Origin of the sequence: Leifsonia shinshuensis, assembly GCF_022606355.1 — a bacterium.
Lineage (GTDB): Bacteria > Actinomycetota > Actinomycetes > Actinomycetales > Microbacteriaceae > Leifsonia > Leifsonia shinshuensis_B.
In genome coordinates this window covers 831380-857282 of sequence record NZ_JAHHZQ010000002.1, presented here as the reverse complement: position 1 = coordinate 857282, position 25903 = coordinate 831380, and the positions used below count along the sequence as shown (strand labels likewise).

At 67.2% G+C, this 25903-nt stretch carries 17 protein-coding genes; 8 read left to right on the top strand and 9 right to left on the bottom strand.

What is annotated here, in order from left to right; genetic code table 11:
* Nucleotides 1-75: 75 nt before the first annotated feature.
* Both KNO15_RS10980 and KNO15_RS10975 read left to right on the top strand, forming a co-directional pair.
* On the top strand, nt 76-831 hold the full coding sequence (locus tag KNO15_RS10980; protein ID WP_241703902.1) for an ABC transporter permease: 756 nt from the start codon (nt 76-78) through the stop codon (nt 829-831).
* 121 nt (nt 832-952) lie between these two features.
* Nucleotides 953-1969, top strand: coding sequence for a helix-turn-helix domain-containing protein (locus KNO15_RS10975; protein ID WP_241703762.1), 1017 nt, complete (start codon nt 953-955; stop codon nt 1967-1969).
* Here KNO15_RS10975 and KNO15_RS10970 read toward each other — a convergent pair.
* Both KNO15_RS10970 and KNO15_RS10965 read right to left on the bottom strand, forming a co-directional pair.
* Nucleotides 1966-4791 carry a SpaA isopeptide-forming pilin-related protein gene (locus KNO15_RS10970; RefSeq protein ID WP_241703761.1) on the bottom strand — a complete coding sequence of 942 codons (2826 nt, stop codon included), beginning with the start codon at nt 4789-4791 and terminating at the stop codon, nt 1966-1968. The genes KNO15_RS10975 and KNO15_RS10970 overlap by 4 nt on opposite strands.
* A gap of 163 nt (nt 4792-4954) precedes the next feature.
* Complete coding sequence (locus KNO15_RS10965) at nt 4955-5851, bottom strand: SDR family oxidoreductase (RefSeq protein WP_241703760.1); 897 nt, start codon at nt 5849-5851, stop codon at nt 4955-4957.
* Nucleotides 5852-5996: 145 nt separating this feature from the next.
* Between KNO15_RS10965 and KNO15_RS10960 the strand changes: the two genes are divergently transcribed.
* The 3 genes from KNO15_RS10960 to KNO15_RS10950 all read left to right on the top strand — a co-directional run bounded on the left by KNO15_RS10960 (nt 5997) and on the right by KNO15_RS10950 (nt 7769).
* Nucleotides 5997-6935: a helix-turn-helix domain-containing protein gene (locus KNO15_RS10960; RefSeq protein ID WP_241703759.1), complete on the top strand. Its 939-nt coding sequence runs from the start codon at nt 5997-5999 to the stop codon at nt 6933-6935.
* Between the two features lie 106 nt (nt 6936-7041).
* Entirely contained in the window at nt 7042-7509 is a 468-nt protein-coding gene (locus tag KNO15_RS10955) for an SRPBCC family protein (RefSeq protein ID WP_241703758.1), read from the top strand.
* Entirely contained in the window at nt 7506-7769 is a 264-nt protein-coding gene (locus tag KNO15_RS10950; protein ID WP_241703757.1) for a hypothetical protein, read from the top strand. The genes KNO15_RS10955 and KNO15_RS10950 overlap by 4 nt, the downstream gene beginning before the upstream one ends.
* A gap of 12 nt (nt 7770-7781) precedes the next feature.
* Here KNO15_RS10950 and KNO15_RS10945 read toward each other — a convergent pair whose 3' ends face one another.
* Entirely contained in the window at nt 7782-8534 is a 753-nt protein-coding gene (locus KNO15_RS10945; protein WP_241703756.1) for a DNA alkylation repair protein, read from the bottom strand.
* Between the two features lie 183 nt (nt 8535-8717).
* On the opposite strand from KNO15_RS10945, the gene KNO15_RS10940 reads away from it, so the two are divergent.
* The 3 genes from KNO15_RS10940 to KNO15_RS10930 all read left to right on the top strand — a co-directional run bounded on the left by KNO15_RS10940 (nt 8718) and on the right by KNO15_RS10930 (nt 12011).
* Nucleotides 8718-10163 carry a DUF6421 family protein gene (locus KNO15_RS10940; RefSeq protein ID WP_241703755.1) on the top strand — a complete coding sequence of 482 codons (1446 nt, stop codon included), beginning with the start codon at nt 8718-8720 and terminating at the stop codon, nt 10161-10163.
* A 62-nt stretch (nt 10164-10225) separates the two neighbouring features.
* On the top strand, nt 10226-10900 hold the full coding sequence (locus KNO15_RS10935; protein WP_241703901.1) for an SDR family oxidoreductase: 675 nt from the start codon (nt 10226-10228) through the stop codon (nt 10898-10900).
* Nucleotides 10901-11492: 592 nt separating this feature from the next.
* Complete coding sequence (locus KNO15_RS10930; protein WP_241703754.1) at nt 11493-12011, top strand: hypothetical protein; 519 nt, start codon at nt 11493-11495, stop codon at nt 12009-12011.
* Between the two features lie 222 nt (nt 12012-12233).
* Here KNO15_RS10930 and KNO15_RS10925 read toward each other — a convergent pair whose 3' ends face one another.
* The 6 genes from KNO15_RS10925 to KNO15_RS23340 all read right to left on the bottom strand — a co-directional run bounded on the left by KNO15_RS10925 (nt 12234) and on the right by KNO15_RS23340 (nt 25839).
* Complete coding sequence (locus tag KNO15_RS10925; RefSeq protein ID WP_241703753.1) at nt 12234-12662, bottom strand: hypothetical protein; 429 nt, start codon at nt 12660-12662, stop codon at nt 12234-12236.
* A gap of 1124 nt (nt 12663-13786) precedes the next feature.
* The gene (locus KNO15_RS10920; protein ID WP_241703752.1) at nt 13787-14164 is read right to left on the bottom strand and encodes an RHS repeat-associated core domain-containing protein; all 378 of its coding nucleotides are present in this window, start codon (nt 14162-14164) and stop codon (nt 13787-13789) included.
* Nucleotides 14165-14415: 251 nt separating this feature from the next.
* Nucleotides 14416-14883: a hypothetical protein gene (locus KNO15_RS10915; protein WP_241703751.1), complete on the bottom strand. Its 468-nt coding sequence runs from the start codon at nt 14881-14883 to the stop codon at nt 14416-14418.
* 193 nt (nt 14884-15076) lie between these two features.
* The gene (locus tag KNO15_RS10910) at nt 15077-15739 is read right to left on the bottom strand and encodes an RHS repeat-associated core domain-containing protein (protein ID WP_278046529.1); all 663 of its coding nucleotides are present in this window, start codon (nt 15737-15739) and stop codon (nt 15077-15079) included.
* A gap of 541 nt (nt 15740-16280) precedes the next feature.
* On the bottom strand, nt 16281-22598 hold the full coding sequence (locus KNO15_RS10905; RefSeq protein ID WP_241703749.1) for an RHS repeat domain-containing protein: 6318 nt from the start codon (nt 22596-22598) through the stop codon (nt 16281-16283).
* 28 nt (nt 22599-22626) lie between these two features.
* Nucleotides 22627-25839, bottom strand: a complete 3213-nt coding sequence (locus tag KNO15_RS23340; protein WP_241703748.1) for a LamG domain-containing protein — start codon at nt 25837-25839, stop codon at nt 22627-22629.
* Nucleotides 25840-25903: the final 64 nt, after the last annotated feature.

The following is a 25903-nucleotide window of genomic DNA, read 5'->3' as shown; positions in this document are numbered from 1 at the left end:
CTCGCCGCGACCTCGGTGGCACGCGAGACCCCGCGCGAGCCCGCGCCGCCCACGGCCGGCGGCCGTACGCCGTTCCTGTCGCGCCGCTGGGTGCGCGTGGTCGGGGGCGCGCTCATCCCCGTCGCGCTGCTCGTCATCTGGCAGCTCACGTCGACCTCGGGAGCGTTCACCTCCTCGCAGCTGCCCACACCCACGATGGTCGTGGAGGCAGCCGTCGATCTCGCGCAGCGCGGCCTCCTCGGGCTGTACGTCGCGATCTCGACGCAGCGCGTGCTGATCGGATTCGCGATCGGCGCGGCCCTCGGCCTGGCCTTCGGCGCCGTCGTCGGGCTGTCCCGTCTGGGCGACATCCTGTTCAGCCCGACCCTCGGCGCCATCCGGGCGGTGCCGTCGCTGGCCTGGGTTCCGCTGCTGATCCTCTGGTTCAGGATCGGCGAGGACTCCAAGATCATCCTCATCGCCATCGGCGCGTTCTTCCCGGTGTACACCACGGTGGCCGCGGCTCTTCGGCACGTCGATCGTCAACTGGTGGAGGCCGGGCGGGCGTTCGGCCTCGGCGGCGTGCGCCTCTTCACCACGGTCCAGCTCCCGTCTGTGCTCCCTGCCGTCATCTCGGGGCTCCGGCTCGCGCTGGCCCAGGCGTGGCTGTTCCTGGTGGCAGCCGAGCTGATCGCGTCCTCGATGGGGCTCGGATTCCTGCTCAGCGACTCGCAGAACAACGGGCGCACCGACCGGCTGTTCCTCGCGATCATCCTGCTGGCGATCCTCGGCAAGCTCACCGACTCGCTCGTCGGACTCTTCGAACGGTGGGCGAACCGCCGCTGGGCGTGACAGCACCACAGCTCTCGCGCCCGTCGCGCTGATCTGCTAGATTCTCGATTCGAGATCTGAGATATGGCCGGGTTCCGCTACCGGCCCGCAGGTCTCGGCAACAAGAGAGTCACCAGTCACGATGGATGCCGAAGACCGCCTCGTCTCGTTCGATCAGTTCCGGCGCAGGGTTCGTGACGCGCCGCTCGGCCTCATCGGCTCATCCTCGAGCGAGCAGACGTTCTCGCTGCTCATGGATGGCCGACGCGTCGGCGACATCGCGGTCAACCACTTCGCCGGCAGCGACCACACGGTCCAGCACGTCGTCCCGGCGTCGAACGATGCCGAGGCCGGTGAGCTGAGCTCGACGCGGATGATCCACGTGCAGCTCGAGGGTTCGAGCACGCTCGTGCAGAACGGCCGGACGGCGGTCCTGCGGCCGGGGGACATCGCGCTCTACAGCTCCGCCCGACCGTTCTCGCTCGACCACGGCGGAGAGTCCCTGATCCTCCGCGCACCGACGAGCGAACTACAGGTGCAAGAGACCCTGATCGACGACCTGATCGGCGTCCGGCTGGATCGGGAGCGCCCGCTGGTCGGGGCGGTGGCCCCACTCGCCCGGCACCTCGGCAGCGCCATGGAGGCGGGCGGCTCCGGTGTGGAGGCGCGGATGGTGGATGCTGCGATCCACATGCTCGGCGCCATCGTCATCGAGACCGGTCGAGAGACCGGGCACACCGCCGGGCGCGTGGAACTGGATGCCGTCCTGCACTACGTCGAGGAGAACCTGTCGCGACCCGACCTCTCCGTCGGCGAGATCGCCGCCGCCAACTTCATGTCGGCACGCAAGCTGCACTCCCTTTTCGAGGTGCTGGACACCACGGTCGCGGCGTGGGTGCGTTCTCGCCGCCTCCACCACTGCCGACGCGAACTCGTCGACTCCGCTTTCGCCGGCCTCACGATCGCCCAGATCGCCGCACGCTGGGGCTTCAAGGACGCCGCGCACTTCAGCCGCGCGTTCACCGACCGGTTCGGCGCATCCCCGCGAGCGTTCCGGACAGGACACTCGGGGACGCCCGCCCTCGACCTCTCGCATCGCACCCGCGTGAAGGCGGTGAGCCCGAGTCCGGTCCCACCGCCCGCACACGTGCTGGCTTAGGCCGAGCGCCGGAGGCGGCGCCGACGGTGCGCGAGCGTGTTCGCCCCGGCCGTCACCAGGAGCGCCACGGCAAGCCCACCCAGTTTGAGGACTGTCTGCAGGTTGTGGCCGGTGTCGGCCAGTCGCCCGGTGGCGTGGACGCGCCCAGGGCTCGCCGCCGCTCCGCTCACGTCGGCGCCCTCCTCCACGACCGGAGTCGCCGGCTTCTCCGCATCGACCGGAGTCGCCGGAACCCCCGGCTCCTCCTCGTCCGGAACCGATGGCGTAACGACGATGTCCTCGTCGGCCGCGGTGCACTCGTCCACTTCGGTCGTCGGATCGTCGACGCACACTCCCGCCGCACTGATCATGGCCGTGTTCACGATCGCCGTTCCCGGCAGCGCGTGCTCGTCGACGACGACCGAGACGATGATCTCCCGCGACTCCCCCGCAGCGAGGTCGCCGAGATCCCAGTGCAGCACAGACGCGGTGGAGATGTCGGCGAGCGGCACGCTCGACTCGACGAAGGACACCGAGAACGGCAGGTGATCGATCACGATCACGTCGGGTGCTGTGACGTCGGAGGTGTTCGCAGCCACGATGCGGTAGTCGAGCCGCTCGCCCGCGAGCACCGTGGTCCTGCCGTCGTCTTTGGTGATCGAGACCGCGGGAACCCGGTCGATGTCTTTCGCGCTGCACTTCGAGCGCGGCGCCTCGCCCGGCGTCGACGGCTCGTCGGCGGAGGTCGCGCTGTCGGAGCACACGCCCGCGCTGGACACCGATGCGATGTTGACGATCTCGGATCCCGGTCCGACCCGGTCATCGACCCAGGCGATCACTCGCACGGAGCGCTGCTCCCCCGCCGCCAGCGTTCCGAGCCTCCAGGTGATCTCGTGATCGTCGGGAGCATAGTGGCCGTGCGAATCCGCGGCCACGAAGCTGAGCTCCTCGGGAAGCGAGTCCACGATGACGACATCCGGGGCGGCGGCCGACGACGTGTTCACGACGGTGAGCTCGTACGCGGTCGTCCCGTCAGGGAGCCCGACATCGGTCCCGTTGGACTTCATCAGCACCAGCGCGGGGACGACGTCGGTGTCGACGGCCTGGCACGCTTCGATGTCGTCGTGCCCGGGGCAGACCCCGTCGAGCGTGACGGTCGCGCGGTTGGCGATGGTCGTGCCGGGAGCCACCGAATCCTCGACGCGAGCGGTCACCGAGACGACGATCGGAGTGCCGCCGACCGGCCCGACGTTCCAGCTGACCATCCGGGTCTCCGCGTCGTAGACCCCGCCGTGGTCCGCTGAGACGAAACGCAGGCCGTCCGGGAGAACGTCTTCGATGACGGCGTCGACCGGTTCTGTGTACGCCGATCGGTTGGCGATGGCGATCTCGAACGTGGTCAGCTCGCCCGGCCGCAACACGGTGACTCCGTTCGACTTGTGGATCTCGAGCTCGCCGGTCAGCCGGGTGTTCACGATCGGCTTGCCGCCCGCTGCCGCGACCTGGGCACCGGGGGTGACCGTGATCTCCCGGGGCGTCGGGTCCACCCGGTATCCGTCAGGGGCGCGCGTCTCCACGAGGAGGTAGCGGCCGGCCGGCACGTCGGCGAACTGCAGCAGGCCATGCCCGTCCGCCCCGGTGCTGCCGACGAGCGGACGCCCCCACGCGTCGTGGGCGGCGGTCATCCCCGTCGAGTCGTACAGCGTGAACTCCGCGTCGTCCAGCGCGTTCCCCTCCACATCGCTCTTGCGCACCAGCACGGCTCCACCGTCCGGCTCGATCGGGAGGGAGAACGCTTCGGCAAAGACGTTGGCCAGCACGGTCTTGATCTGGTCGTTGGCTGCTCGAACTCCCGAAGCGAACCCGTCTGCTCCGAGCCCGTGCGCGAACTTCTTGCGGAAACCGATCGTGAGCGGCCGATCGACCGGCCGAGCCCGCGAGATCTCGATCCTCCCGGAGCCGGTCTCCACCGTGACGTAGCGGTCGTAGCCGGGCGTCGACGCCTCCGGGTCGACCTCGAGCTCGAACCCGCCCAGGGCCGTGGGGTCGGTCAGGGTCGTGACCGGACCGCCCAGCTGGACGGGAGCAGCGGTGAAGGCGGGGGCCGCGCCGTATCGGCGGACGAGCTCGTCGATCTGGGCGAACTGATCTGTCAGGTCGACGTTCGCGACCAGCTCCGAGGGACCGCCGCCGGCGGGGGTGACACGCTTGTCGACGGAGAAATCGCTCAACTCCAGCTTGGGAAGCGGCTGCGCGATGTTGTCCCGTGCGAACAGGTGCCAGGCCTTGAGCTGCGCAGCGAGCATGATGTCCGACGCTTCATCGGTCGAGAACGTCAGCGGCCGGGATCCGTCCGTGGCGATGCGGAGCCCCTCGTCCTTCGCCAGCTGGAGTCCTGCGTTGAGCACGTGCGAGATCCCGACGGCTGTCTCGCGCGGGACCAGGATCGCCAGGTCGAAGAACTTCGAGCCATCGGGGACCTGGTAGTTGACGTGCAGCATGTCGATGCACACGAGGATGGTCGAGGGAAGGTAGCGTCCGGTCGCCGGATCCTTGCCGAGGAAGAAGTGGGGGACGCCCTCGATCGGCAGGCCGTCGGCGCCTCGCAGCCTGGGGATGGTGATGCCCTCGTGTGCGCGCTCGAGGCGCTCCACGTCGAGACGGACATTGCTGTAGATCCCGTTGAACAGACCAGTCCTGGTCTCCCACTCGATCGCGGAGGGGTCCTGCGGCACCGCCGCCGTCGACGTCCCCGGGCTGACGGCGATGAGTCCGCCGAGAGTGAAGCCGCTGGCGACCGCGAACGCCAGACCTGCAGTGAGCCGCTTACCGATTCGTTTCATTTCCAGCCTTCCGAGAGAGCGGGCGATCTCGGCCCGCTCGAACAGACTGGTGGCCGTGGGAAGCCGGGAGGCGCGATTCCCGCGGACCGTGCACGCAAATACAAGTCGGCCTCGGCACGCGTGCACGAAACGACAATTTCGGCGGCCCTGCGGCCTCGGACGGCTAGTCGCGGCCGGTGAACTCGTCCATCGAGCTGTAGACGCCGAAGACGCGGTCGGCCAGCACGTCCCACACCCGCACGGGCAGGATCCCCTTGAGGGTCTTGGCCAACCCGACGGACCACGGGAGCATCAGCATCGGCTTGCCCGCGAGCATCGCCCTCCAGACGCGGTCGACCACGTACTCCGGGGTCAGCACCGGTGTGAGGAGCGGGCCGCGCACCCCCTCGAACATCCCCGTGTCGATGTAGCTCGGCGCGACCGTCGTGACCTTGACGTGCCCGAACCCCTGCTGCTCGAGCTCGATACGGAGGCTGTCGCTCCAGCCGATCACGGCCCACTTGCTGGCTGCGTAGACGCTCATGCGCGGGTTGGCGAGCGTACCGGCCGCCGACGCGATGTTGACGATGCGCGCTTCGCGGGAGCTTGCGATCATCGCGGGCAGGAACTCGCGGGTCGTGTACATCGGCGCCAGGGCGTTGACCTGCATGGTCGCGCGGGTGTCGTCTCCGTTGTCGTGCTCCCAGAAGTACTTGCCGCGCACGATCCCGGCGTTGTTGATCAACACGTCGATGCCGCCGAGCTCCTTGCGCACCGACTGGGCCGCCTGGGCGATGCCGCCGAGCTCGCCCAGGTCGAGGGCGTAGGGGTGGATGCTCGTGCCCGATCTCCCGTTCGCCGAACTCGGCGACCCTGCCGGTGCACCCCAGGCGGTCGCGGTCCGGCCGGTCAGGACCTCCGCTCGAAGCCGGTCGGTGAGCCGCGTGAGTCCTGTGGAGTCCCGGTCCCAGAGGACGACGGCTTTGGCGCCTTCTCGCACGGCGCGCTCTGCATAGAGCCGCCCCATGCCGGAGGCTGCGCCGGTTATCAGTACGCGCGCGCCACGAACGGTTCTCGCCATTGCTCCATCATCCCAGGTCGCTGGCGTGCTGGTCGGAGACCCCCAGAGGGCGTGGGGGGCGCCCTTGTCACCGACGCGGATCTTTGCTATATAAATCTACACGGTGATATTTCATGAGGCGGGATCACGACGACTGGGAGGTTTCATGGAGGACACTCCTCGTCACCACACACGGTTCGACGGCTACCGCGAGCAGTTCAGCAGAGAGCCGTGGCCGATCACCGTCCGCACGACGAGCCCTGTGACGTTCGCGTCCGCGTTCGCGTCGCGCAATCTGGGCGGCTACGGGATCGCGACGGCGGTGTGCTCCGCGCACTCGCTCGAGACAAGCGGGAGCGGAGCCGCCGCGGGCGACGGTCGAGGTCTCCAGATGGTGCACATCCAGCTCGCCGGCGAGACCCGCTTCAGCCAGCACGACCGCACGGCGGTCCTGCGGCCGGGTGACGTGTCGGTGTACAACTTCGATTCCCCCGCGCTGACAGAGAACCAGGGCACCGAAGCACTCACCTTCCTCGCTCCCGCACACGAACTCGGCCTCCCCCCGACCACGCTCGATGACCTCTCGGGCGTCGCGCTCGATCGGGGCCGTCCGGCCATCCAGCTCGTCCAGCCCTTCGCGCGGCAGCTCGTCGGTTCGCTCAACTCCATCGACGACGCTGTCGGCTCCCGGGTGATTCGAGGGATGATCGACCTGGTCTCCGCCGCGCTGGCCGAGACCAGCGCGGAGACCGCCACCGCCTCCGATTCTGGCGACGGGCTGCTCGCGTCGATCCTCGAGTACATCGACTCCCACCTGCACCGTCCCGGCTTGACGGTCACCGAGATCGCCGCGAAGCACTTCGTCTCACCCCGCAAACTCCATGCACTCTTCGAAACGCACGAGACGACGGCCGCCGCCTGGATCCGAGCGCGCCGCCTCGAGAACTGCAAGCGGGACCTCGCCGACTCCGCCCTCGCCGGCCTGAAGATCGCCGAGATCGCGGCCCGCTGGGGCTACACCGACGCCGCCCGGTTCAGCCGGCAGTTCGCCCACCATTTCGGGACGACCCCGCGCGCCTACCGCTCGGGACGAGCCGGGATCTAGAAGGCCACTCCCACCAACCTGCGCCCCTGTCGACCCCTCGATCGCCGGCGGAGGCGGGCCTAGCGTCGCCGGCGAATCAGTCGTCAGCGATGAAAGGAGCCGAATCATGGCCGCAGTGACCGAGAGCATCGACGTCGACGTCCCCGTGACGACCGCTTACAACCAGTGGACGCAGCTCGAGAGCTTCCCGCGATTCTTGGAGGAGGTCGACGAGATCCGCCAGGTCGACGACACCACCAACCATTGGCGCGTCACGATCGGCGGCGCCACCCGCGAGTTCGACACGGTCATCACCGAGCAGCATCCGGACGAGCGGATCGCGTGGAAGAGTGTGGCCGGCGATGTCGCGCACGCCGGCGTGGTGACGTTCCACCGGCTCTCCGACACCTCCACGCGTGTGACCGTTCAATTCGACTGGACGCCGGGAAGCGTGCTCGAGAAGGCCGGCGCCGTGCTCGGCGTCGACGACCACGCGGTCATGAAGGACCTCCACAACTTCAAGACCTACATCGAGGACCAGCCCGTCGAGACCGGGTCGTGGCGGGGCGAGGTCGATCCGGGCGATCGCTCATGAGCTCGCACGCGCGGCACCGGGCGTCCGGGCGCGATGAGACCGGGACCGCGGGCGAGAGCGCGGTGCCGTCGGACGATGCGGAGCCGTCGGGCGACGCGGAGCCGTCGGACGACGCGGAGCCGTCGGACGACGCGGAGCCGTCGGACGACGCGGAGCGAGCCGCTCAGAGTCGCACGTACAGTCCCGGCACCGATCGCGAGACCGAAGCAGTGCGGCGCGAGTCCCCCGGCTCGCCGGCGTTGCGGCCCGGCGACGGCTGACGCCGGCCGCCCCTAGCGGTGCTGTCGCACCGCTCTCGGTACCGCGCGATACGCGGCGCGGGTCTGCGCGTCGAGGTGCTCGGTCGCGTACGAGAGCATCGTGCGCGGCATCCGGGCGGCATAGCTGTCGAGAAAGCCGAGGAGCAGTCCACGGTCGACCCGCTTGCCCGTCTCGCGCAGCATCCATCCGACCGCTTTGTGCATCAGATCCTCCGGGTCGTCGAGCAGCCGCGCGGAGAGCGCCAGCGTCGTGGAGGCGTCGCCCTCCTTGAGGAACGCGAACGTCGAGAGCACGGCGACCCGGCGCTCCCAGAGCACAGCGCTGGAGGCGAGTTGGTCGAGCAGGTCGCGCGGGCGGTCCACCAGGTAGGCGCCGAGGACGTACTCGGCGGAGGAGTCGACGAGATCCCAGTTGTTCACCCGGCCGTCACGCACCGCCCTGACGTAGAAGTCGGCCAGGCGGGTGCGCTCCGATTCGTCGCGATGACGCGCACTGCTCGCCCGGGCGAAGGCGGCGTTCAGGATGACGAGGCCGGCCAGGCGATGCTCGTGCACAGGGCTGTCGAGCAGCCGCCGCACCTCGGTCAGAGGGAGGCCTGCGAACCGTTTGGCGACCGTCCTCGTCTGCGGCACGCGCACGCCGAGGAACACGTCCCCTTCGCCGTACTCGCCGGGGCCTGTCTTGAAGAAACGCTGAAGGAAGACCGCATCGTCCGGGTCGGCGACGGCGGCGAGGGCCTGCTGGACGTCTGCAGCGGTGTTCACGACAGCACTCTAGCGACGCCCGATGCGATGGTTTCGTGCGCCTGATCGCCGCCGCGCGCAGTTTTTCGCCGAAAGTGTCAAGAAATCGTCCGGTCTGCGCGGTTAGGCTCGGAGGCAGGGCGTGCAGGGGTGCGCCCATCGCACCGCCGCGACCGCGGCCGATCGCACGACGGGAGGTTCGTCATGTCTCAATTCGTCCCGCAGTTCACTGCAGGAGCCATTGTCGGGGAGCCCGAGGTCGTCGAGGACGGCCGCTCGGTTCGCGAGGTCGCGACGCATCCCGCGTGGCTCCGGCTCAAGGACGCGGCAACCGCCCTCCAGTCGCTCCAGGTCAAGGACGGCTCCGTCGAGCAGGAGTCAGACAAGCAGGCCGCCGCCGAGCTCACCGCCACGATCGTGGCGGCCGTCGCGGAGCTCGCGCCGTTCTTTCCGCACGACGCCGCCTACCTCGAGGCGCTGCGCCGCGACTTCGCCCGCTGGGCGGACGAGGGCTTCGGAGTTCCCGACTTCCTCGACGCGCTGAACGAGTTCCAGCCGCAGCAGCACCGTGTCGACGGGCTCGGCCACCTCGTGGTGTTCCCGATGTACACGCAGAACGGCAGCACGAACCGCCTCGTCGAGGCCGTGCTCGTCGAGGTCATCTGGCCCGAGTTCGTCGCGGCGCTGGAGGCCGGCGACTACGGCAACAAGCTCTTCGTCGCCCTGCGGTTCGTGGACTTCACGCCGGGGTACGACACCAACTCCGCTGTCCTGTTCCCGGAGACCGTCGCGATGCGCGAGATCCCGCAGTTCACCTGGGGGGCGATCTTCCAGGACCGCGAGGCCGCCCGCTACCGCCGGGTGGTGCGCGCCGCCGCCGAGATCACCAAGCTGGAGCTGCCGGAGGACGCGGCACGGATGCTGGATGACCAGCACCTCACGGAGGAGACCTTCGTGATGTGGGACATCATCCACGATCGCAGCCACATGCGCGGCGACCTCCCGTTCGACCCGTTCATGATCAAGCAGCGGATGCCGTTCTTCCTCTATTCGCTGGAAGAGCTGCGCTGCGACCTGACCGCGTTCCGCGAGTCGGTACGGCTGCAGCGCGAGCTCGGCGCGCTCCCCGGGGCGGAGCTGTCGCAGGCGCAGCGCGAGATCCGCGACCACGCGAAGCTCGTGCAGTACGCGGTGATCTTCGACCGCATCTTCCGTTTCGCGATCACCGGCAGCCGCGTGCGCAACTACGACGGGCTCGGCGGCCAGCTGCTGTTCGCGTGGATGCACCAGCACGACGTGCTGCACTGGACCGACACGCAGCTGACGATCGACTGGGATGCCGTCCCCGATGTCGTCGTCGCGCTCAGCGACCGGATCAACGAGCTGTACTGGCGCTCCATCGACCGCCCGAAGGTGGCGCACTGGCTCGCCGCGTACGCGATGCTCACCGAGACGCTCACGCCGCACCCGGCCTCCAACTGGGCACGAGGACTGTCGGACGAGATCCTCTCCGGTGCGCCGAAGGGCTACACCGACGCGGTCCTGGACGACGAGTTCCCGCTGTCGATGTTCTACGAGGCGCTGAACAAGAAGATGGCCGCGGTCATCGAGTCGACGTCGGGGATCACGGGCACCACGGACGACGCGTGACAGATCACGAGGGTTCGGCGCCGGCCCGGTTCTCACCCGAAGAGACGGGGCCGGCGCCGGCGATGGGCACGGCCGGCGAGGGGGTGCTCGCCGGCCGGCTGGTCCTGATCGCCGGTGCGACGAGCGCGTCGGGCGAGGCCGTTGCACGCGCCCTCGCGACGGCAGGCGCGACGGTCCTCGCCGTGGGCACGCGCCAGGAGGCGCTCGAGGCGCTCGCCACCGCCGTGCCCGGCGTCGACACCCGCGTGTGCGACCTCGCGGACCGCGACGCGGTCGCCGAGCTCGCCATGCGCATCCACCTGAAGTTCGGCCGCATCGACGGCCTGATCCACCTGGTCGGCGGCTGGCGTGGCGGCGGCGGGATCGCCGGCCAGAGCGACGAGGACTGGGAATTCCTGGAGCGCGGCTTCCGCACCCTGCGCAACACGACGCGGGTCTTCTACGACGACCTGGTCGCCTCCCCGGCCGGCCGGCTGGCGATCGTGTCCTCCACCGCCGTGGAGGCGCCGTACGCCGGAGGCGCGAACTACGCCGCCGCCAAGGCGGCCGCCGACGCCTGGACGCGAGCGGTGGCCCAGGGCCTCGCCAAGCAGGCGCCGCAATCGGCCGCGGTCGTCTTCGTGGTGAAGACGCTGGCCGGCCTCGAGGAGCGGCTGGGGGAGGCGGTCGTGGGGTTGTGGGAGGTCGCGGGGGCGGACGTCAACGGGGTGCGGGTGGCGGTGGTTGGGGCGGAGTAGAGGGCGACGCTGTAGGTCGGGTCATGGCGCCGCGACGCGTTGAAAAGTGTACGAACGGCTTTCGTCCGGGTCGCCGGTGGCGTCGACATTGAGCGTCATACCCCACCCGCGCCCACGAACCCACATGTATGTGTTCGCCAGATCTTCAACCTGCACCCAGATACGTGTGGAGCTTCGCGCATCCCAGTCCCCGGTCAGGTCAACCGGGTGCTCCCAGTCGGGTGCTGAACAGCCGCCGAGCGCAAATATCACTCGAGGCGTTGAGTCACATCCAGTGAACCGTCCTCACGCAACGTCATCGTTGCGAATCGGCCGTCTGGGCCGCACAACCTCCACTGACCGACATAGTCCTTGACGGGAACGGCCCCCACCCGTACACCCATAGGAGCCATAGACCCCGCCGGCTAACACGACAATTAGTAGGGCGGCGGTGACAAGCCCCCTGCGGACACGTTTCTGCCTCACCATCGCAGCGTTTCTCTCCATCCGAACTCCTGGTGAACCCTCGTGAAGGCACCCTTAGAGCCCCAGCCATGCCGTGTCTCGGTGATTCGATCCTTGTATCCACCGTTGAAGGCCATAGCCGGGCCTCATGTCGTTCGACCATCGAATTCCACAACCGCGCGCCGACCACATTCGGCTTGTAGTCTTCGATCTCCCATTGGCCGATCTTGCCGAGCCTGATCCTGAGCTGTTCCCAGTCGCACCCTTCGATGCCCTCAACCACCCGCGTCAGATGAATCAACGTCGTCGAACCGACAGCTGCAATGAGTCCGCTCCAACGAGGCTGAAGAAGATCGCGATAGCAAGCCCGATCCAGACACTACTTCGCCCTGGGCTCGGAATCGCGGAATCGAAGATCACAAAGACTGCCCCAACGACGATGAGCATGGATCCGACCGCCCAGGCCGTTCTCGACCACAAGCGCCGATACCTTCGAGCCGCATGGTTGAGCGACCCCTTGCGAAACGTAGCGACAGACTTCACCCCCCCAGACCACGAGAGCAAACACACCCTGCGCGAAGAAGCTGCCGAGGGCGAACAGCGCGAGGGCGAGCCCAACCCACTGAGAGCGCAAAGGGACCAGCACGAGGGCAGCAAGCCCAACTAATACGGATGCGGTCACAATCGACGTATATAGTACGTAAAATATACAAACTATGGACTGCTCGACTCGCGGGCTCAATTCACAACTCATGCGCACCCACTTCCGGACCAATGAGCCCCCGCAGTATGCGTCCCGACTCCCTGGCCAGCGCGTTGATAGATTCTGTTTGCCGGCCCGCGCCGAACGTTAAAACACGAGAGACTGCCCTCGACTAAGCTGACCTCGTCAATCTGAGTCATCAGGGTCACAACGGCGATTGCCTGTCCGATGGAACGCGAATCGTCGGCCCTCATCCGGATCGCCCAGGGCAACTGTCAGTTCCGGGCTCGAAGATGGCCCGCTCACGTATAGGTACGTTCCGGAGATCCCAGCGGTCGGTAGCCCGCGAAGCAGCACGCGGTCAATATCGAGGTAGACCCGCGACCCCTCGAACGTCCACGCGCCGAGAAGGCCGATACGTCGATCCCAGTCGAGAACGTCGGCGAAAGCAGACTGGATGAGTGGGCTTGGAAGCCCACACGCCCGCACTGTCCCGTCGCCCGAGAACACCAACACGGCCTCTTTTGCACGTGGCCCCTCGTTGACCCACGTACCGACCACGCCGGACCTATCTGGCGTTGTCGAACAGCCAGTTAGAGAGAGGATGAGCGCCATGGCGAGTGCATCCAACGTCGATTGTGTTCTACGGTTCGCCACGTGATCGCCATCTCCCGTACAGAAGTGGGCGAGCCGGAGAGCCGGGACCTCGCGCGCTCAACCCGTCCACTAGATCCAAAAAATGTTACATCTATGGCCCGGGAGTCGATCACCTACGACAGCCGCGTACCCGATGCCTCTCGTGTAGTTCGAGAAGCCGTCATCGCCTTGCGCGTTCCACCGTCTCGGATACGTTGCTGCGTGGACCTCATCCGGAGCTGTACCCGCTATTCGCGTGATCGTGCGACAGAGACGGGCAGCATCCGAAGTCCCACAAAACATCCCCGGAGAGCAAAAGCCAATCCGCCCCATGACGAGACCACCTTGGGCGACTGGGCCTCCGAAATGACCTCAAGCACCAGGAACGCGATCGCCGCCGCCAGGGCCGATCCTGCCGTTAGTCTGTGCACACGAGACACCACACGCCAGCGTTTCCTCATTGCACGACGAATACCGCCGTTCCGCATGGAGAGGAACGCACGAACGCCCCAAACCAGCAAGGTCGGGCCCATCTGAGCGAGGACAACCGCCAAAGAAAGCAGGAAGAGGGATCCCGTTATCCACGGCGACCGCAACGGCTCAGACGCCAGCGCGATCAGTCCAGTCGCGACAGCGATTGCCGCTATCCCTGAATAGAGCGTCTGGAAGATGTGCCGCACTTGCGACTCCCGAGACCGACTTAGTGCGAGACCCACGTCCACCCCACTTCGGCACCCACGTAGGCTTTGCCTCCCATCCCATAGCCCGTCTGCGTAACGCTAATCTCGGGGTTCGTCAGGCTCCAGGGCTGGTTGCCCGTCAGCCCTGCACCGTAAACGGCTCCCGCCGTGAAACCAAACGAAACGCCCGAGAGCTCATCAGCAGTACGAGCCGTGGTGATTAGCTCCGTTCTTGTCACACCCGAACCAAGTCGAAGCCCACCAGCTCCGCTGGGAGTGACCATGGGATGCAGTTGGCCACGGAGGTCTGGACCCGGCATTCGTACGTCCATGTCCGGAGCCTCCACGATCTTGAGCTTGATGTCAGGCGGAATCCTCCCGGAGGCCGTTCGACTGTCGCCTTTGGATTTGATCGCCCAATCGTCAAAGCTCCCAGGCTGCGGAACATACTGGCGCTGACCAGAGATCTGAGGCGCAGAAATGCCGGTGCCCCCACCACAGTTCGCCTTGAAAATCGCCCTTCCCATCCGGGTCACTCTTCGTGACGGGGTTGTTGTGCGAGTACGCATACCCGTTGTTCTGCAACGGGTTCTCCGGCGCAAGCACCGGATCGACCGACAAGAACCGCCCCAGCACCGGGTCATACGCACGCGCACCCAACTGAGTCAGCCCCGTCACCGGCGACTCCGGTGCGTTCGAGTAACCGTGACCGCTAGACCACTCCGCCTTCGCACCCCGGGCATTGCCGTACGGGTCCGCGAAACGGCGAGTCACCTCACCCGTCGACTGGCTCACCGCCACGTCCTGAGTCGAGTTCAGATCACCCGCCAACCACCTTCGAGTCGCCCGACTTCGAGTGACTCGTCACCGACAACCGGTTCCCCGTCGCCCCATCCACCGCATACGACGTCCAATACGGGGCCGGACCGCCCAACGGTGCTCGCCTCGTCGAGAGTAGTTTTCGCTCCCACGATCCGAACTCGTCGAGATCGCCTGGGCGGGCGACGCTCCGGCGCCCTCGCTTTCAATCACCACTGGTTCTCGGATCGCCATCAGCCAGTCCGCTTCAACGCAATCGGCAGGGCCGACGATCCTGCAAAACTCCCGAACAACGCGAATGCAAAGCCGCTCCATGAGGACCCAGCCGCACGATCGTAATCGCTTGTCATAGCCGCTAAAGCAAAGAACGAGACCGCGAATGCAATGACCGCCACCTCGCCCGCCTTCCTCTTGCCTGACAGCGCTCGCCGGTGCTGCCTCAGCTCCCGGCTGAGAAGACTTCCACCACGACCCGGTACGACACTTTGAACTCCCCAAATTGCGAGCATGAGCATTGATTGAACTACAAATGCCAGGAGTGCGATGAGGAAAAGAAGTAGGCCGATCCATTGCTCACGCAGCGGTTCAATCCCGAAAGCCAACAATCCCAAAGCAATGCTCAGCATCGCTACGCCCGATTGAATGGAACGTAGTAGCCGAAGTGCAACCAGCTCAGCCTTAGGGCTCAGTACAAGACCCATGTCCACCCAACCTCTGCGCCAACGTACGCGTTTCCACCGACCCCATATCCGAACTGAGTCGTACGAACCTCCGGATTGAACATGCTCCACGATTGATCTGCAACGAAACCGGCCAAGAACACGGCGCCACCCTGGAATCCAAAAGAGGCGCCGGCGAGTTCCTCAGCTGTTCGCGCATTCGTCTCTATCTCTGTCATGGAGGCGCCAGCCCCGAGTCCGAACCCGAGCGCCGCATTGCCCGTGAGGATCCATCAAGTGTGCGAACGTCACAGGATGAACCGCCTAGCCCAGCGAACGCTTTGCCAGAAATGGCACCGCACTTTCCTGTGCCCGGTTTCAACTCGGCGTCTTCGAGTTCCTTCTGCCGTGCGGCCTCGCGCTGCTTGTTCTTGCGCTCCTTGTCCGCCCACTTCCCGTAAGCATCTTCGCCTCGGAGGTCGGGACCCAACATCCGCACGCCCATATCCGGCGCCTCCGCGATCTTGAGCTTCGAGTCAGGGGGCGGGATCCTCCCTGACACCGTTCGACTGTCGCCCTTGGAGTTGATCGCCCAATCGTCAAAGGTCCCAGGCTGCGGAACATACTGACTCTGACCAGGGATCTGGGGTGCAGAAATGCCAGCGCCCCCACCACAGTTCGCCTTGAAATTCATGCTGTCCTTGCCCGCGACATAACACTTCCCATCTGGGTCGCTGTTGGTGACCGGGTTGTTCGCCGAGTACGCATACCCGTTGTTCTGCAACGGGTTCTCCGGCGCCAGCACCGGATCGACCGACAGGAACCTCCCCAGCACCGGGTCATACGCACGCGCACCCAACTGAGTCAGCCCCGTCACCGGCGACTCCGGTGCGTTCAGATAGCCGTGGCCGCTGGACCACTCAGCCTTCGGACCAATTCCGTCCGGAAGTCTGTACTGCGTACTTGGAATCTTGGCAGCCCAGCCGCTTCGAGTCCTTCGACGAAACGACGACGGCGGTCCCGTTCGAGATCCTCAGCGCGGTCGGGAGCAGGACCCTGCGGCGGGCGCGTGGTGCCGAACATCAAATCTCATGCGACTCGCAGCGTGTCGGGAGAAGGCCACGATTTTGGCGGGTCATCGGTGTACCAAGCTTGCTCCAAGCCGATTAAACGGCCGTCTCGAACCCACACGAGCAGTTCGCCAACTAGTTGCTCACCGTCGTAGACCAGTGCGACGCAAGGCGCTGGGCCATCCGAAAGTTCGACGATTGGCATACCCGACGGCACTTCTACATCCAGCATCGTGGCTGTGCATCGGACGACCGTTGCGTGTTCGGCCTGGCGTTGCAGGATCACGGATGCATCTCCGAGAGGAGCCGTCACCCGCGCGACTAGCCGACGGATGTCTGCAGGAAGGCGATTGCCGGGCTTCAACTGTTTCATGGCGTGAACGCAGTTCCCATGCGGGGGACACCATCCACGACCGCACCACGGATAACGACGGCCTGACCTCCGATGCTCTGGGCAATCTCAAATCGTCCCGCCTGTGGCAGCGGGCCGCCAATACCCCTGACGATCTGCTCCATTGCGGACTCGCGGCTCCCAAACTTCTGCACCAGCGGACCAAAATTATGCTTCGGATCAAAGACGTGATCGAGTTTATCGGGCCTGAGCGCGTCATCAAGCGTGCGGCGTTGGGTTGCACTCAAAGCCGGAACAACGCCGTCTGCAGTCTTTGCTGCCTTTTCGGCGCTCTTGGCTGCGCGCGCGGAGAGCTTGGCCGCGATCTTCGCTGTACCGACCGCGGCGCCTGCGCCCACCGCGACCCCGGCGGCGATCCCTGCGGCCGAGAAGGCCGCTTCACCCCATCTGCCTTGCGCCGCGTATGCGGCAGCTTCGGCACCTGCGCAGAGGCTGCCGAGGATCGGGATGAACCCGCAGCCCATCATCAAGGTCTGACCGAGATCAGAGTTGGTGACCCACTTCGCAACGTCCATTGCCGAGTCACGCTGCTTCGGCTTGCTCGGCCCCTTGCCCGATGAGGATCCCCCGCCGCTTGTACTGCTGGGCCTTTGGCCACCGCCGTCACCCTTGCTGCTACTGGTTGGCGCAGAAGGCTTGGGCGTGTTGTACGAACCGAGGGCGCGCGGGGCCCCGTAAGACCCACCGTTGTCGGCGAGCATCAACCCCGGGGCCAACCCTGACGGGTCGCTCGTTGTGACGGGGTTGTTGTGCGAGTACGCATACCCGTTGTTCTGCAACGGGTTCTCCGGCGCCAGCACCGGATCCACCGACAAGAACCGCCCCAGCACCGGGTCATACGCACGCGCACCCAACTGGGTCAGCCCCGTCACCGGCGACTCCGGTGCGTTCGAGTAACCGTGACCGCTAGACCACTCCGCCTTCGCACCCCGGGCATTGCCGTACGGGTCCGCGAAACGGCGAGTCACCTCACCCGTCGACTGGCTCACCGCCACGTCCTGAGTCGAGTTCAGATCACCCGCCAACCACGTCACCGTCGATCCCGACTTACCCGCCTTCGTCGAACGCTCCGCCACCGGCTGACCCCTGAACGAATACGTCCGCACCGCCGACGCCGCCGACGCACCCGGCGCCAGCGTCACCTCCGTGCCGCCCAGGAACAGCTTCGAACCCGACTTCGGGTCGGTCTGCAGCAACACGTTGCCGTCCGCGTCATACACACGCGACTGCGTCACACCGTTCGTCGTGACCGTCGCCAGCTTGCCCGACTCGTCCCACGTCAACGACTGCCCCGGACGCGACACCGTGTTGCCCGTCGCGTCATAACCGAACGCACCCGCACCGACCTTCGTCGCCGCGTGCGGGCGAGCCGCACCCGGCGCAGGGTAGGCGTACGCCGTCTTCGAGTCGCCCGACTTCGAGTGACTCGTCACCGACAACCGGTTCCCCGTCGCCCCATCGACCGCATACGACGTCCAATACGGGGCCGGACCGCCCAAACCCGCGACCTTCGGCGCCGCACCGCAATCACCGTTCGCCGGTGTCCATGCCTCCGTCAGCTGCTGGAGACCGTCATAGCCGAAGCACTGCGTATCCGTCGCACCCCGTTCGCTCGACGTCGCGACCTTCGTGATTCCGCCCGCATTGTTCCGGGTGATCACCCGATTCGCCTCGGTCGCCCAATCGTCGGTGTCCGAGGTGTCGATCACCTGGTTCACCCAGCCGGTGGCCGGGTTGTACCCGTAGGTGGTGTCCAATGTGTTGCCGGACGCGCCCCGAACCAGGAAGGTGAGATCACTGGTCGGGGAGTACGAAGCGAACGCGTATGTGGTCGTGCCTTTGAGGCCCAGCACATTTCCGCGAGCGTCATACATGTCGTTCACTCGTTCAGTCGGCAACCCACCGATCGCCGGCAGAACGGTCTGCGCTCGGAGACCGGAATCGCTGAACGACTGCGACACCTTGTAGTTCGTCCCGCCGAACGCAGGAGCCCCTTGCGGGATCGACACCGTGGAGGACGTCACGTTGTACAGGTCGTCGTAGCCGCCCACCTCGGACGTGTAGGCCAGACCGGGCTTACCGGGCGTCGATCCCGTATAGCTGATGGACGCGGACGGCTTGCCCTTCGCCACCGTGTCGAACGTCCACGACGCGAGCATCGGACCGCTGGTCGACCCCGAGAACTTCGCCGTCTTCCGGTTGAGCGTGTCGTACGAGTACGCCAGCACCTGCCCGCGCGCGTCGGTCGTGGAGGTCACGTTCCCCAGCAGGTCATAGGTGGAGGCCGTTCGCCCGGAGTCCGGATCGTCGGCGATCACCTGGTTGCCGAGCAGGTCGTACTGCCACGACCACCGGTTGCCGACCGGATCGACCATGGCGGTCATCGCGCCGGCGGCGTTGTACTCGTACCGCGTCGTCAATCCGGCACCCGACGGGGTGGCTGACTGGTACTGGGTGAGCGCGGACTTGTTCCCGCGACTGTCGGTGATCGTGGTGGTCGGAGTGCCGCCCGACGGCGGAGTGAGGTCGACCCGGTCGGCTCCCTTGTACGCATACCCGGTGCGGAACACCTCGTTCCCGTACGTGTACAGGATGCTCGCCACGGTACGGCCGGCGGCGTCGTACTTGGTGTCCGTTCGCGACGGCAACTGATTCATGCTCGTCGCGACGAACAGCTTGGTCGACGGCGTCGTGCTGGCCCAGTACGGTTTCGTGGTCGTCGTCGTGCGGCCCTGCGAGTCGTAGGCGGTGTCGCTGATCACGGCGCCGCTTCCCACGGCGCGCGCCTGCGTCTGCACCACGCGCCCCAACCCGTCGACCAGGTCGATCGACGTCTCCATGTACGCATTGACCAGGGTCTCCGTCGTCACACTCGATGCCTGTGACTGCGAGACCGAGTAGGCGTACGACATCGACGGCGAGGATGCGTTGCTCGCCTGCGGACGGTTCGGCAGCCAGACCGCAGTTCGCCGGCCGAGTGCGTCGTACGCCGCGGTCGTCGCCTTGCCGTTCACGTCCGTGACGGACAGTACCGTCCCCCGCGACGGATCCAGCTGCGTCTTCGTCTTCCAGCCGAGAGGGTTGGTCGTCTCGACGGCCGTCGTCGGGCCGGTGGCTCCCGCGGGCGTGTAAGCGGTCTTGGAGATCCGCCCTAGCGCATCCGTCACCTCGAGAGGCCGCCCGAGAGCGTCGTACTTCGTTGTGGAGGAGGTCGACCAGGTCTTCGCGGCTCCCGACATCGCCGTGACGACCTCGGTCTTGGTCGCGTCGCCACGGGTGGGCGCCGCCCCGAAGGCGGCGCCGTCGTACGAAGTGCGGACGTTGCTGAGCAGCCGATCGGAGCCCGCCGACTCGGCCTCAGCGCACGTCCCGGCCGTCTGGCGCACCTCGGCGACCGCCGCGATCAGGTTGAGGGTCGTGTTCGGTGCCGCGTAGGCCGTCGAGATGCACGTCGCCGCAGCGTCGCTCGGCACGACCTGCTCGGAACGGACCAGACCCGACGACGGGTCGAAGGTCCGCGTCGTCGTTGTGGTGCGGTTTCCACCGGTCGAGACAGGCTCGTTCACGACGACCGTGCCGTCGCCGGTGAACCACGCGGCGTGATACCCGTTGTTCGCGGTTGCCGCCGACGCCCACGGCGTCGTGGTCGTCGTCGACAGCGCGGCGCCGCCGACCCCCAGAGTCGACACCTGTTGCCGCACCCGGCCGGCGTACGGGCGCTCGTCGGGGACGCCGCCGACCAGGATGTTCTTGGTACCACCGGCCGGGGCGGCCCGGTCACCGTTGAGGCCGCGGAAGAAGGTGTAAGCGGTGACCTGCTGGTCCGCCGGCTTGGCCGAGCTGCCGACCCGGACCTCGGACTTGTCATACCCGGCGAAGATCGACCACGTGCGTTTGTCAGCCGGTGTGAGCGGTGAGTCGTTGTACCGCCACGCGGGAGAACCGTAGACATAGTTCTTCTCGATCGCCGCAGCACCTGCACCGCCGGTGTTCGGGTTGTCGATCACGCTGGTGACCACGTACTTGTGGAAAAGGTCCTGCTGCGGCGCCTGTGGCGGAGTCGTCTGAGGCGACCACCACTGTGGGAAGCACCGCTTCAGGTTGTTCTGGGGAGCGGCGAAGATCGCCTTCTGGTCGGCGGGCACGCATTGCTGGCCCGAGTAGTTCACCGAGACGGTGCCACCGAGCTCGGTCTTGATCGACGCGATCCGCCACTTGTCAAGCGGTGCGAGGCCGTCGACCGCCCACACTCGGTTCTGCAGCGGCGTGCCGGCGAAGGTGACGCTCGGCTCGGTCAGAGTCGCCGACTCCGACTGGCCGGTGTGCGTGACGCTGTCGAGCCAGAGGGCTGCCGCGGTGCCGTCACCGGGAGCCGGGAACGACTGCTTCAACGTCCAGGAGTCGACATCCTTGTACGCGCCGCCGGCCAGCACCTGGGTCTTCACCGAAGAGAGCTTCGACGTCGTCCAGAACGTCGGCGAGATCTGACCGACGCACGCTCCGGAGGTGCACAGCTGGTCGAAAGGCACGTCAGGATACGCCGCCGGCTTGGCCGGCTTGACGGCATTGCCGGTTGCCGGCTGAGCCGTGCATGATCCGCCGCCCGCGTCCGAGCAGCGGCCGTTCTTGTCGTACGAGAAGAGCACCTTGCCACCGGCCGCGTTCGCACCGAACACATTCGACTGGGTCAGTCCGTACTCGATGCGCTGCAGTTCACCGCCGCGCACGTACGCGGTTCCTGTAGTGCCGTTCTTCGCGTACCGGTTGGTCTGCGCGTTGTAGTAGAACGCCTGGGAGTTGCCGTGCGAGTCCAGCACGTAGTCGAGGTTCCAGCGCCACGCCCGGTCGCACGACGACGCGGCGAAGGTGGCGGCGTGGCAGGGCTCCCCGGCATCGTTGCCGAAGACCGGGACGGTCCACGCGGAGTTGGTGGTCGGCTTGCCTGCGGCGTACCCGGGAAGCTGGTTGAGCCCGAACAGATACTGTGTTCCGTCGGTGGTGATCATCTGCCAACAGGCCCGGTCGGACGTGCCGTTCGGGGCGCACGGGGCGCCGGAGAACTCCGTGAACCGGGTGCCGTCGTCGTTGGAGAGCCGGTACTGGTTCGTGCCCGCGATCTGGATCAGTTCGCCCGAGTGCCCAGCGAACGATACGGTCGCGTTCGCATTCTTCCAGCACAGGTCGCCGGAGGTCTTCACCGGACCGGACGGCCCGTCGTCCACGGCGCACCCCACGTAGCTGCGCTCGATGAACCCCGACCCGGCCAGCGACCAGCCCTCACCGATCGCTGACGGCTGGTTGTTGGTGGAACCGGTCAGGCCGTCCACCGACTGCGAGTCGTACGAGAGCGACAGCTCCGGCGCGGGGCCGGCCGCCGTCGGCGGCACCCGCAACGGGTACTGCCAGCTGAACGTACCGGTCTGGGCGGACACGTCCCACGCGGCGGACGGCTTGAGCGACGTGGCGGTGAAATCGCCCGTGCCGCTATCGCCGGCCGGCGCCGCCATGGCCATCATCATCATCGGCGCACCGCCCACTCGGGGCGTGATCAGGAGGTCGTCTCCGTTCGCGGCGGTCTGCGACTCGACCGGAGTCGCCACCTGCGCCAACTCCTTCGCCGACGCCGGCATCTTCCTCGCATCCACCTGCACCCAGCGCACGCGCGAGGAGTAGTCGGCGCCGAAAGCCGCGTCGAGCAGCTTCTTCGGGATCCGGACGCCAACGGCGGTCTTCGCCGACTTCTTGTCCGCGCGCTTCAGCTCGAGGACCGGCCCGGACACCCCGAGCTTCTTCGATCTGTCGCGGTCGACGAAGGTCGCAGCGACCCGCGAGACGCGATCCTTCGCTTTGGCCTTCGACTTCCCTTTCTTCGACGAGGAGAGCTGGGACTTCGCTTCCGTGACGGGAGCGGGATCGCCCGCCGACGCGATCGCGACGCCGCTCCCGCCGAGCTCCCGCCACGCGCCGTCGACGACGGTCGCCTTCGACCCGTCCGCACTGGGCACCGCCACCGACGCGGCAGCGGCCTGACCGTCGGTCGCGACCTCGAACGAACCCGACGGCAGGTCGGCGGAGACGATGGGCGCGGACTCCGGCGGAACCCCCGCCTTCGATGCCACGTCGCCCGCGGCGGAGCCGTCGACGGCCTTCACCCACTCGGGCGCCGACGGGCGGTCGGCGGCGAGCGCGGGCGGGCCCTGGATCAGCGCCGCCGAGACGGCCGCCGCCCCGGCGATGCCGACGATCGATCGGAGGCGGCGGAGTGGAGACTTCATGGTTGACACCTCGGTGTTGTGGCTTCAGTTACGGGAGGGGGATGGGGACGGAGGTCAGGCTCTGCTCCGGGAGGACCGACGGATATACGGACACATCTGCGACCGAGCCGCCGAAGTTGTGCGCCACCGCGCGCGACTGGCGAGACGATCCGACCACCAGCGCGACAGAAGACGTGCTCGCGCCTGATGGATCGATGTAGATGTGCTCACTGCCGAGCGTCAGGCCGTTCCACACCGCGATCGAAACCCGGTGATTCACGACATCCCACGTGCCCGTCGCCGTGGCGTAACGACCGGCGACCACTGCGGGACCTGTCGCGCAGTGGGGCACGACGGCCGCCCCCTCGAACCGCACGCAGAACCGCCAACGCCCGTCCGCCATCCCCAACGAGAACGGAGATTCCGTCTGGGCGTCCCCGGCCAGAACGGTCTGGGTCCCGGAGGCCGTCGCCGGCTGGACCCGGGCGGACACCGAGTACGAGGCCCCGAGGTCGACCACCGGGGCGTCCGTGACCGTTGGCCGGTAGGCGCCCACGAATCCGTGACTGCCCTCGAACGTCTGGCCCTCGCACGCCCTCTGGGTGGAGACGAAGTAGTCGTTTCCTACACGGCAGCGGAAGATCTCAGTGCCGGCCATCCCGCCGGGGACGTCGGCCGCCGTCTTCCAGGCGTAGCCGAGCAATCGTGCCGCCACGTTCGTTCCCTCGCAGGTGGCCGATTTCGAGAGCATGTTCGCCGCACCCCAAGCGCACGAATACAGCGGGTGCGTGTTCGGCGGCTGGTCGCGCCCGGGGACCGCACGGGCGATCTGGCCGAAGGTCTGCTCGATTCGGTTGTTCGTCGGAACCCGTGCCGGGTCGACCTCGACACGGTGGATCCAGTTGGGAGCCACGAACCGCGTCAAGGTCTCCAGTGCCGGGAACGCCAGCTGGGGGTCCTCGTCGGAGTCTTCACGCCAGCCCGAGAAGGTGCCGACGGTCAGCGGCACTCCACCGATCGCATCGTCCACCCTCGTGCCGGAGGGAGCCCACGGCATCCACGCGTGGCCCGCCGACAGGTCGGGTGCTCCGGCGCGGACGGTGAGTCCGGCCGCTCCGGAGCCGGTGGCGAGCGCAAAGGACACGTTGCCTGCCCGGTCGTAGGCCGCGACCCAGAGCGTCGCGAGTGTGTCCGGTGGGGCGGCCTGGAACTCGACGACACCCCCCGGGTCCGCGCAGATGATGCGGGCGGCGCCCGTGTGGTCACGGCATGCGGGCAGCGCCGACGTGTAATCGGTCACCGGTGGGACGGGACTGGTCGAGGGTGCCGTGCCTGTCGTCCACCAGGCCTGGTATCCGGCGATGTGCTCGTCTGCGGGCGGCGTCACCCGGATCGTCACGGCCTCGCCGACACGGGAGCGCACGCGGAAGCCGCCCTGACCGTCGGATGTCGCCGCCGAGACGAGCGCGATGGTCGGCAGAGCCGGTTTGCTGGAGTCGACCACGAAGTAGCACGGCGCCGTGCGCGACGCCGACACGTGCTTCCAGTCCGACGCCTCCGCGTACCAGGCGTAGAGGCGCCCGTCGGCGAGCGAGTCCGCCGCGATCGTGGTGCGGAGGTTCGCACCCTGCGCCTGCAGAGGCGTGACCGCGAGCAACCGCTCCGGTCCGGCGGGCCCCGTAGCCGTGGCCTGCTCCCGGAGGAAGAAGTTCGCCGACACGTTCTCGGGGTCTCTGTCGGTCGCGTTCACCTGGAGCGTCAGCGGCTGCGAACCGTTCACGTACGACGGGTTTGCGCGATCGGTGCTGCACCCTCGGTCTGGCGCTATCATCCGCGCGCCGGTCGGGACGTCCGGGCGGGTGTTGTAGGTGACCGTCAGCCGCGATTGACCGGTGTAGTGCTTGCGGGTGTACTGGTTGCCCGCGTCGCCCGCCGCGGAGCCGAGGGCGAGCAGGACGGTGCGGTTGCCCACGGCGGCGGCCTCCTGCACGACCGCTGTCGCGTCGAATCCGACCGCCCCGGGCGCCTCGCAGGAGCTGCCCTTGCGGCTGACCCGCTGATCCAGCAGGCGGCCGCGCAGGTTGGGGTCGCTGTTCCAGCTGTAGTCGTTGCCGCCCTCACCGGCCTGCCACAACTGGACGGGGTTGGCATCACAGCTGTTGGCCCAGGTCTGGGTGATCGAGAACTGGGCGCTCTGCACGAGCACCCCGGCCAGTCGCTCCGTGACGAAACGGTGGTACGAGCGGGACAGGTAGGTGATGCCGTTCTCGACGCCGCGACCCACCTTGGTCTCCGGCTGATTGACGTAGCGCGTATTCGGGTAGGCGCGATCGGTGTACCAGTACACCAGGAGGCCGGCCCCGAAGTCGGGGTCGACGTACAGCGGATATGTCACACCGGAGTCGACGACCGCTCCGATGTCGAGCACCGCCTCGTGACCCGACACCGAGCGGTCGAGCGGCTGGGCCTCTGCGCCGCCCGGCGACTCCGCGTCTGCACCGGGGTGCGACGAATCCCACCACACCGGGATGGAGGCCACCAGCGGCGCGCCCTCCTGCGGGCGGGCCTCGAGGGTGTCAGACTCCGGGTCCTCCACCAGCTGAGCGCCGTGCACCGCTAAGCGGAGCGACGCCAGGCGATCGTCTTTCGCCGCGTGCTCATCCTTGATGACCAGCACCTCGCGCATCCCGGACTTCGTCGCCGCCACCCGCAGGTCGACGCCGGGCAGCACCTCGCGGAACGTCGCGGAGTCGTGGCGAACGACCGGCGCCGGCAGCTCGCCGTGCGGCCAGGTCTCGGTGACCCATTCGCCGGACTCCGTGCGGATCGACACGATCTCGTTCGACCCGCCCGCGCCGATGCGCACCGGGACCGCGGCGACCGCAGCTTCGTAGCGACCGTCGCGTTTCACCAACGAGGTGTCGACCGGTCGCCAGCGGCCGTTCACCTCGGCCTGCTCGGGCGCCTGGCTGCCGACGGCCTCCAGATAGCCGTCGGGCCGCGCCTTCACCAACCAGGTGGCGGACGTCTGCGAGTCGACGATCACGTCGTGGCCGTAGGCGGCGGCGATCTCGCGCGCTTCGCGCTCGCCTGCGGCGTTCTCGGAGTCTCTCGGGGCTGTTGCCCCCACCGGGACAGCGGTGGAGGTCTCCGCGGCGACAGTCGCCTGCGCGGCATCGGCCACTGTCGGGGCGACGAGCGACAGCAGCCCGGCGACGGCGAGGATGACACCCGGCGGGCGACGGGGTGAGAGGGCGTGCACGAGGACTCCAGGCGATCGGGCGGGGGTTCACCTAGACTAGGCACAGGAATTTCAAATAGCAATT

Excerpts from the sequence above, each read along its gene's own strand:
- KNO15_RS10965 (WP_241703760.1), bottom strand. The coding sequence starts at position 5,851 with ATGGCGAGAACCGTTCGTGGCGCGCGCGTACTGATAACCGGCGCAGCC.
- KNO15_RS10975 (WP_241703762.1), top strand. The coding sequence starts at position 953 with ATGGATGCCGAAGACCGCCTCGTCTCGTTCGATCAGTTCCGGCGCAGG.
- KNO15_RS10970 (WP_241703761.1), bottom strand. The coding sequence starts at position 4,791 with ATGAAACGAATCGGTAAGCGGCTCACTGCAGGTCTGGCGTTCGCGGTC.
- KNO15_RS10915 (WP_241703751.1), bottom strand. The coding sequence starts at position 14,883 with ATGGGTCTTGTACTGAGCCCTAAGGCTGAGCTGGTTGCACTTCGGCTA.
- KNO15_RS10925 (WP_241703753.1), bottom strand. The coding sequence starts at position 12,662 with ATGGCGCTCATCCTCTCTCTAACTGGCTGTTCGACAACGCCAGATAGG.
- KNO15_RS10930 (WP_241703754.1), top strand. The coding sequence starts at position 11,493 with ATGTCGTTCGACCATCGAATTCCACAACCGCGCGCCGACCACATTCGG.
- KNO15_RS10935 (WP_241703901.1), top strand. The coding sequence starts at position 10,226 with ATGGGCACGGCCGGCGAGGGGGTGCTCGCCGGCCGGCTGGTCCTGATC.
- KNO15_RS10940 (WP_241703755.1), top strand. The coding sequence starts at position 8,718 with ATGTCTCAATTCGTCCCGCAGTTCACTGCAGGAGCCATTGTCGGGGAG.
- KNO15_RS10950 (WP_241703757.1), top strand. The coding sequence starts at position 7,506 with ATGAGCTCGCACGCGCGGCACCGGGCGTCCGGGCGCGATGAGACCGGG.
- KNO15_RS10905 (WP_241703749.1), bottom strand. The coding sequence starts at position 22,598 with ATGAAGTCTCCACTCCGCCGCCTCCGATCGATCGTCGGCATCGCCGGG.
- KNO15_RS10955 (WP_241703758.1), top strand. The coding sequence starts at position 7,042 with ATGGCCGCAGTGACCGAGAGCATCGACGTCGACGTCCCCGTGACGACC.
- KNO15_RS10960 (WP_241703759.1), top strand. The coding sequence starts at position 5,997 with ATGGAGGACACTCCTCGTCACCACACACGGTTCGACGGCTACCGCGAG.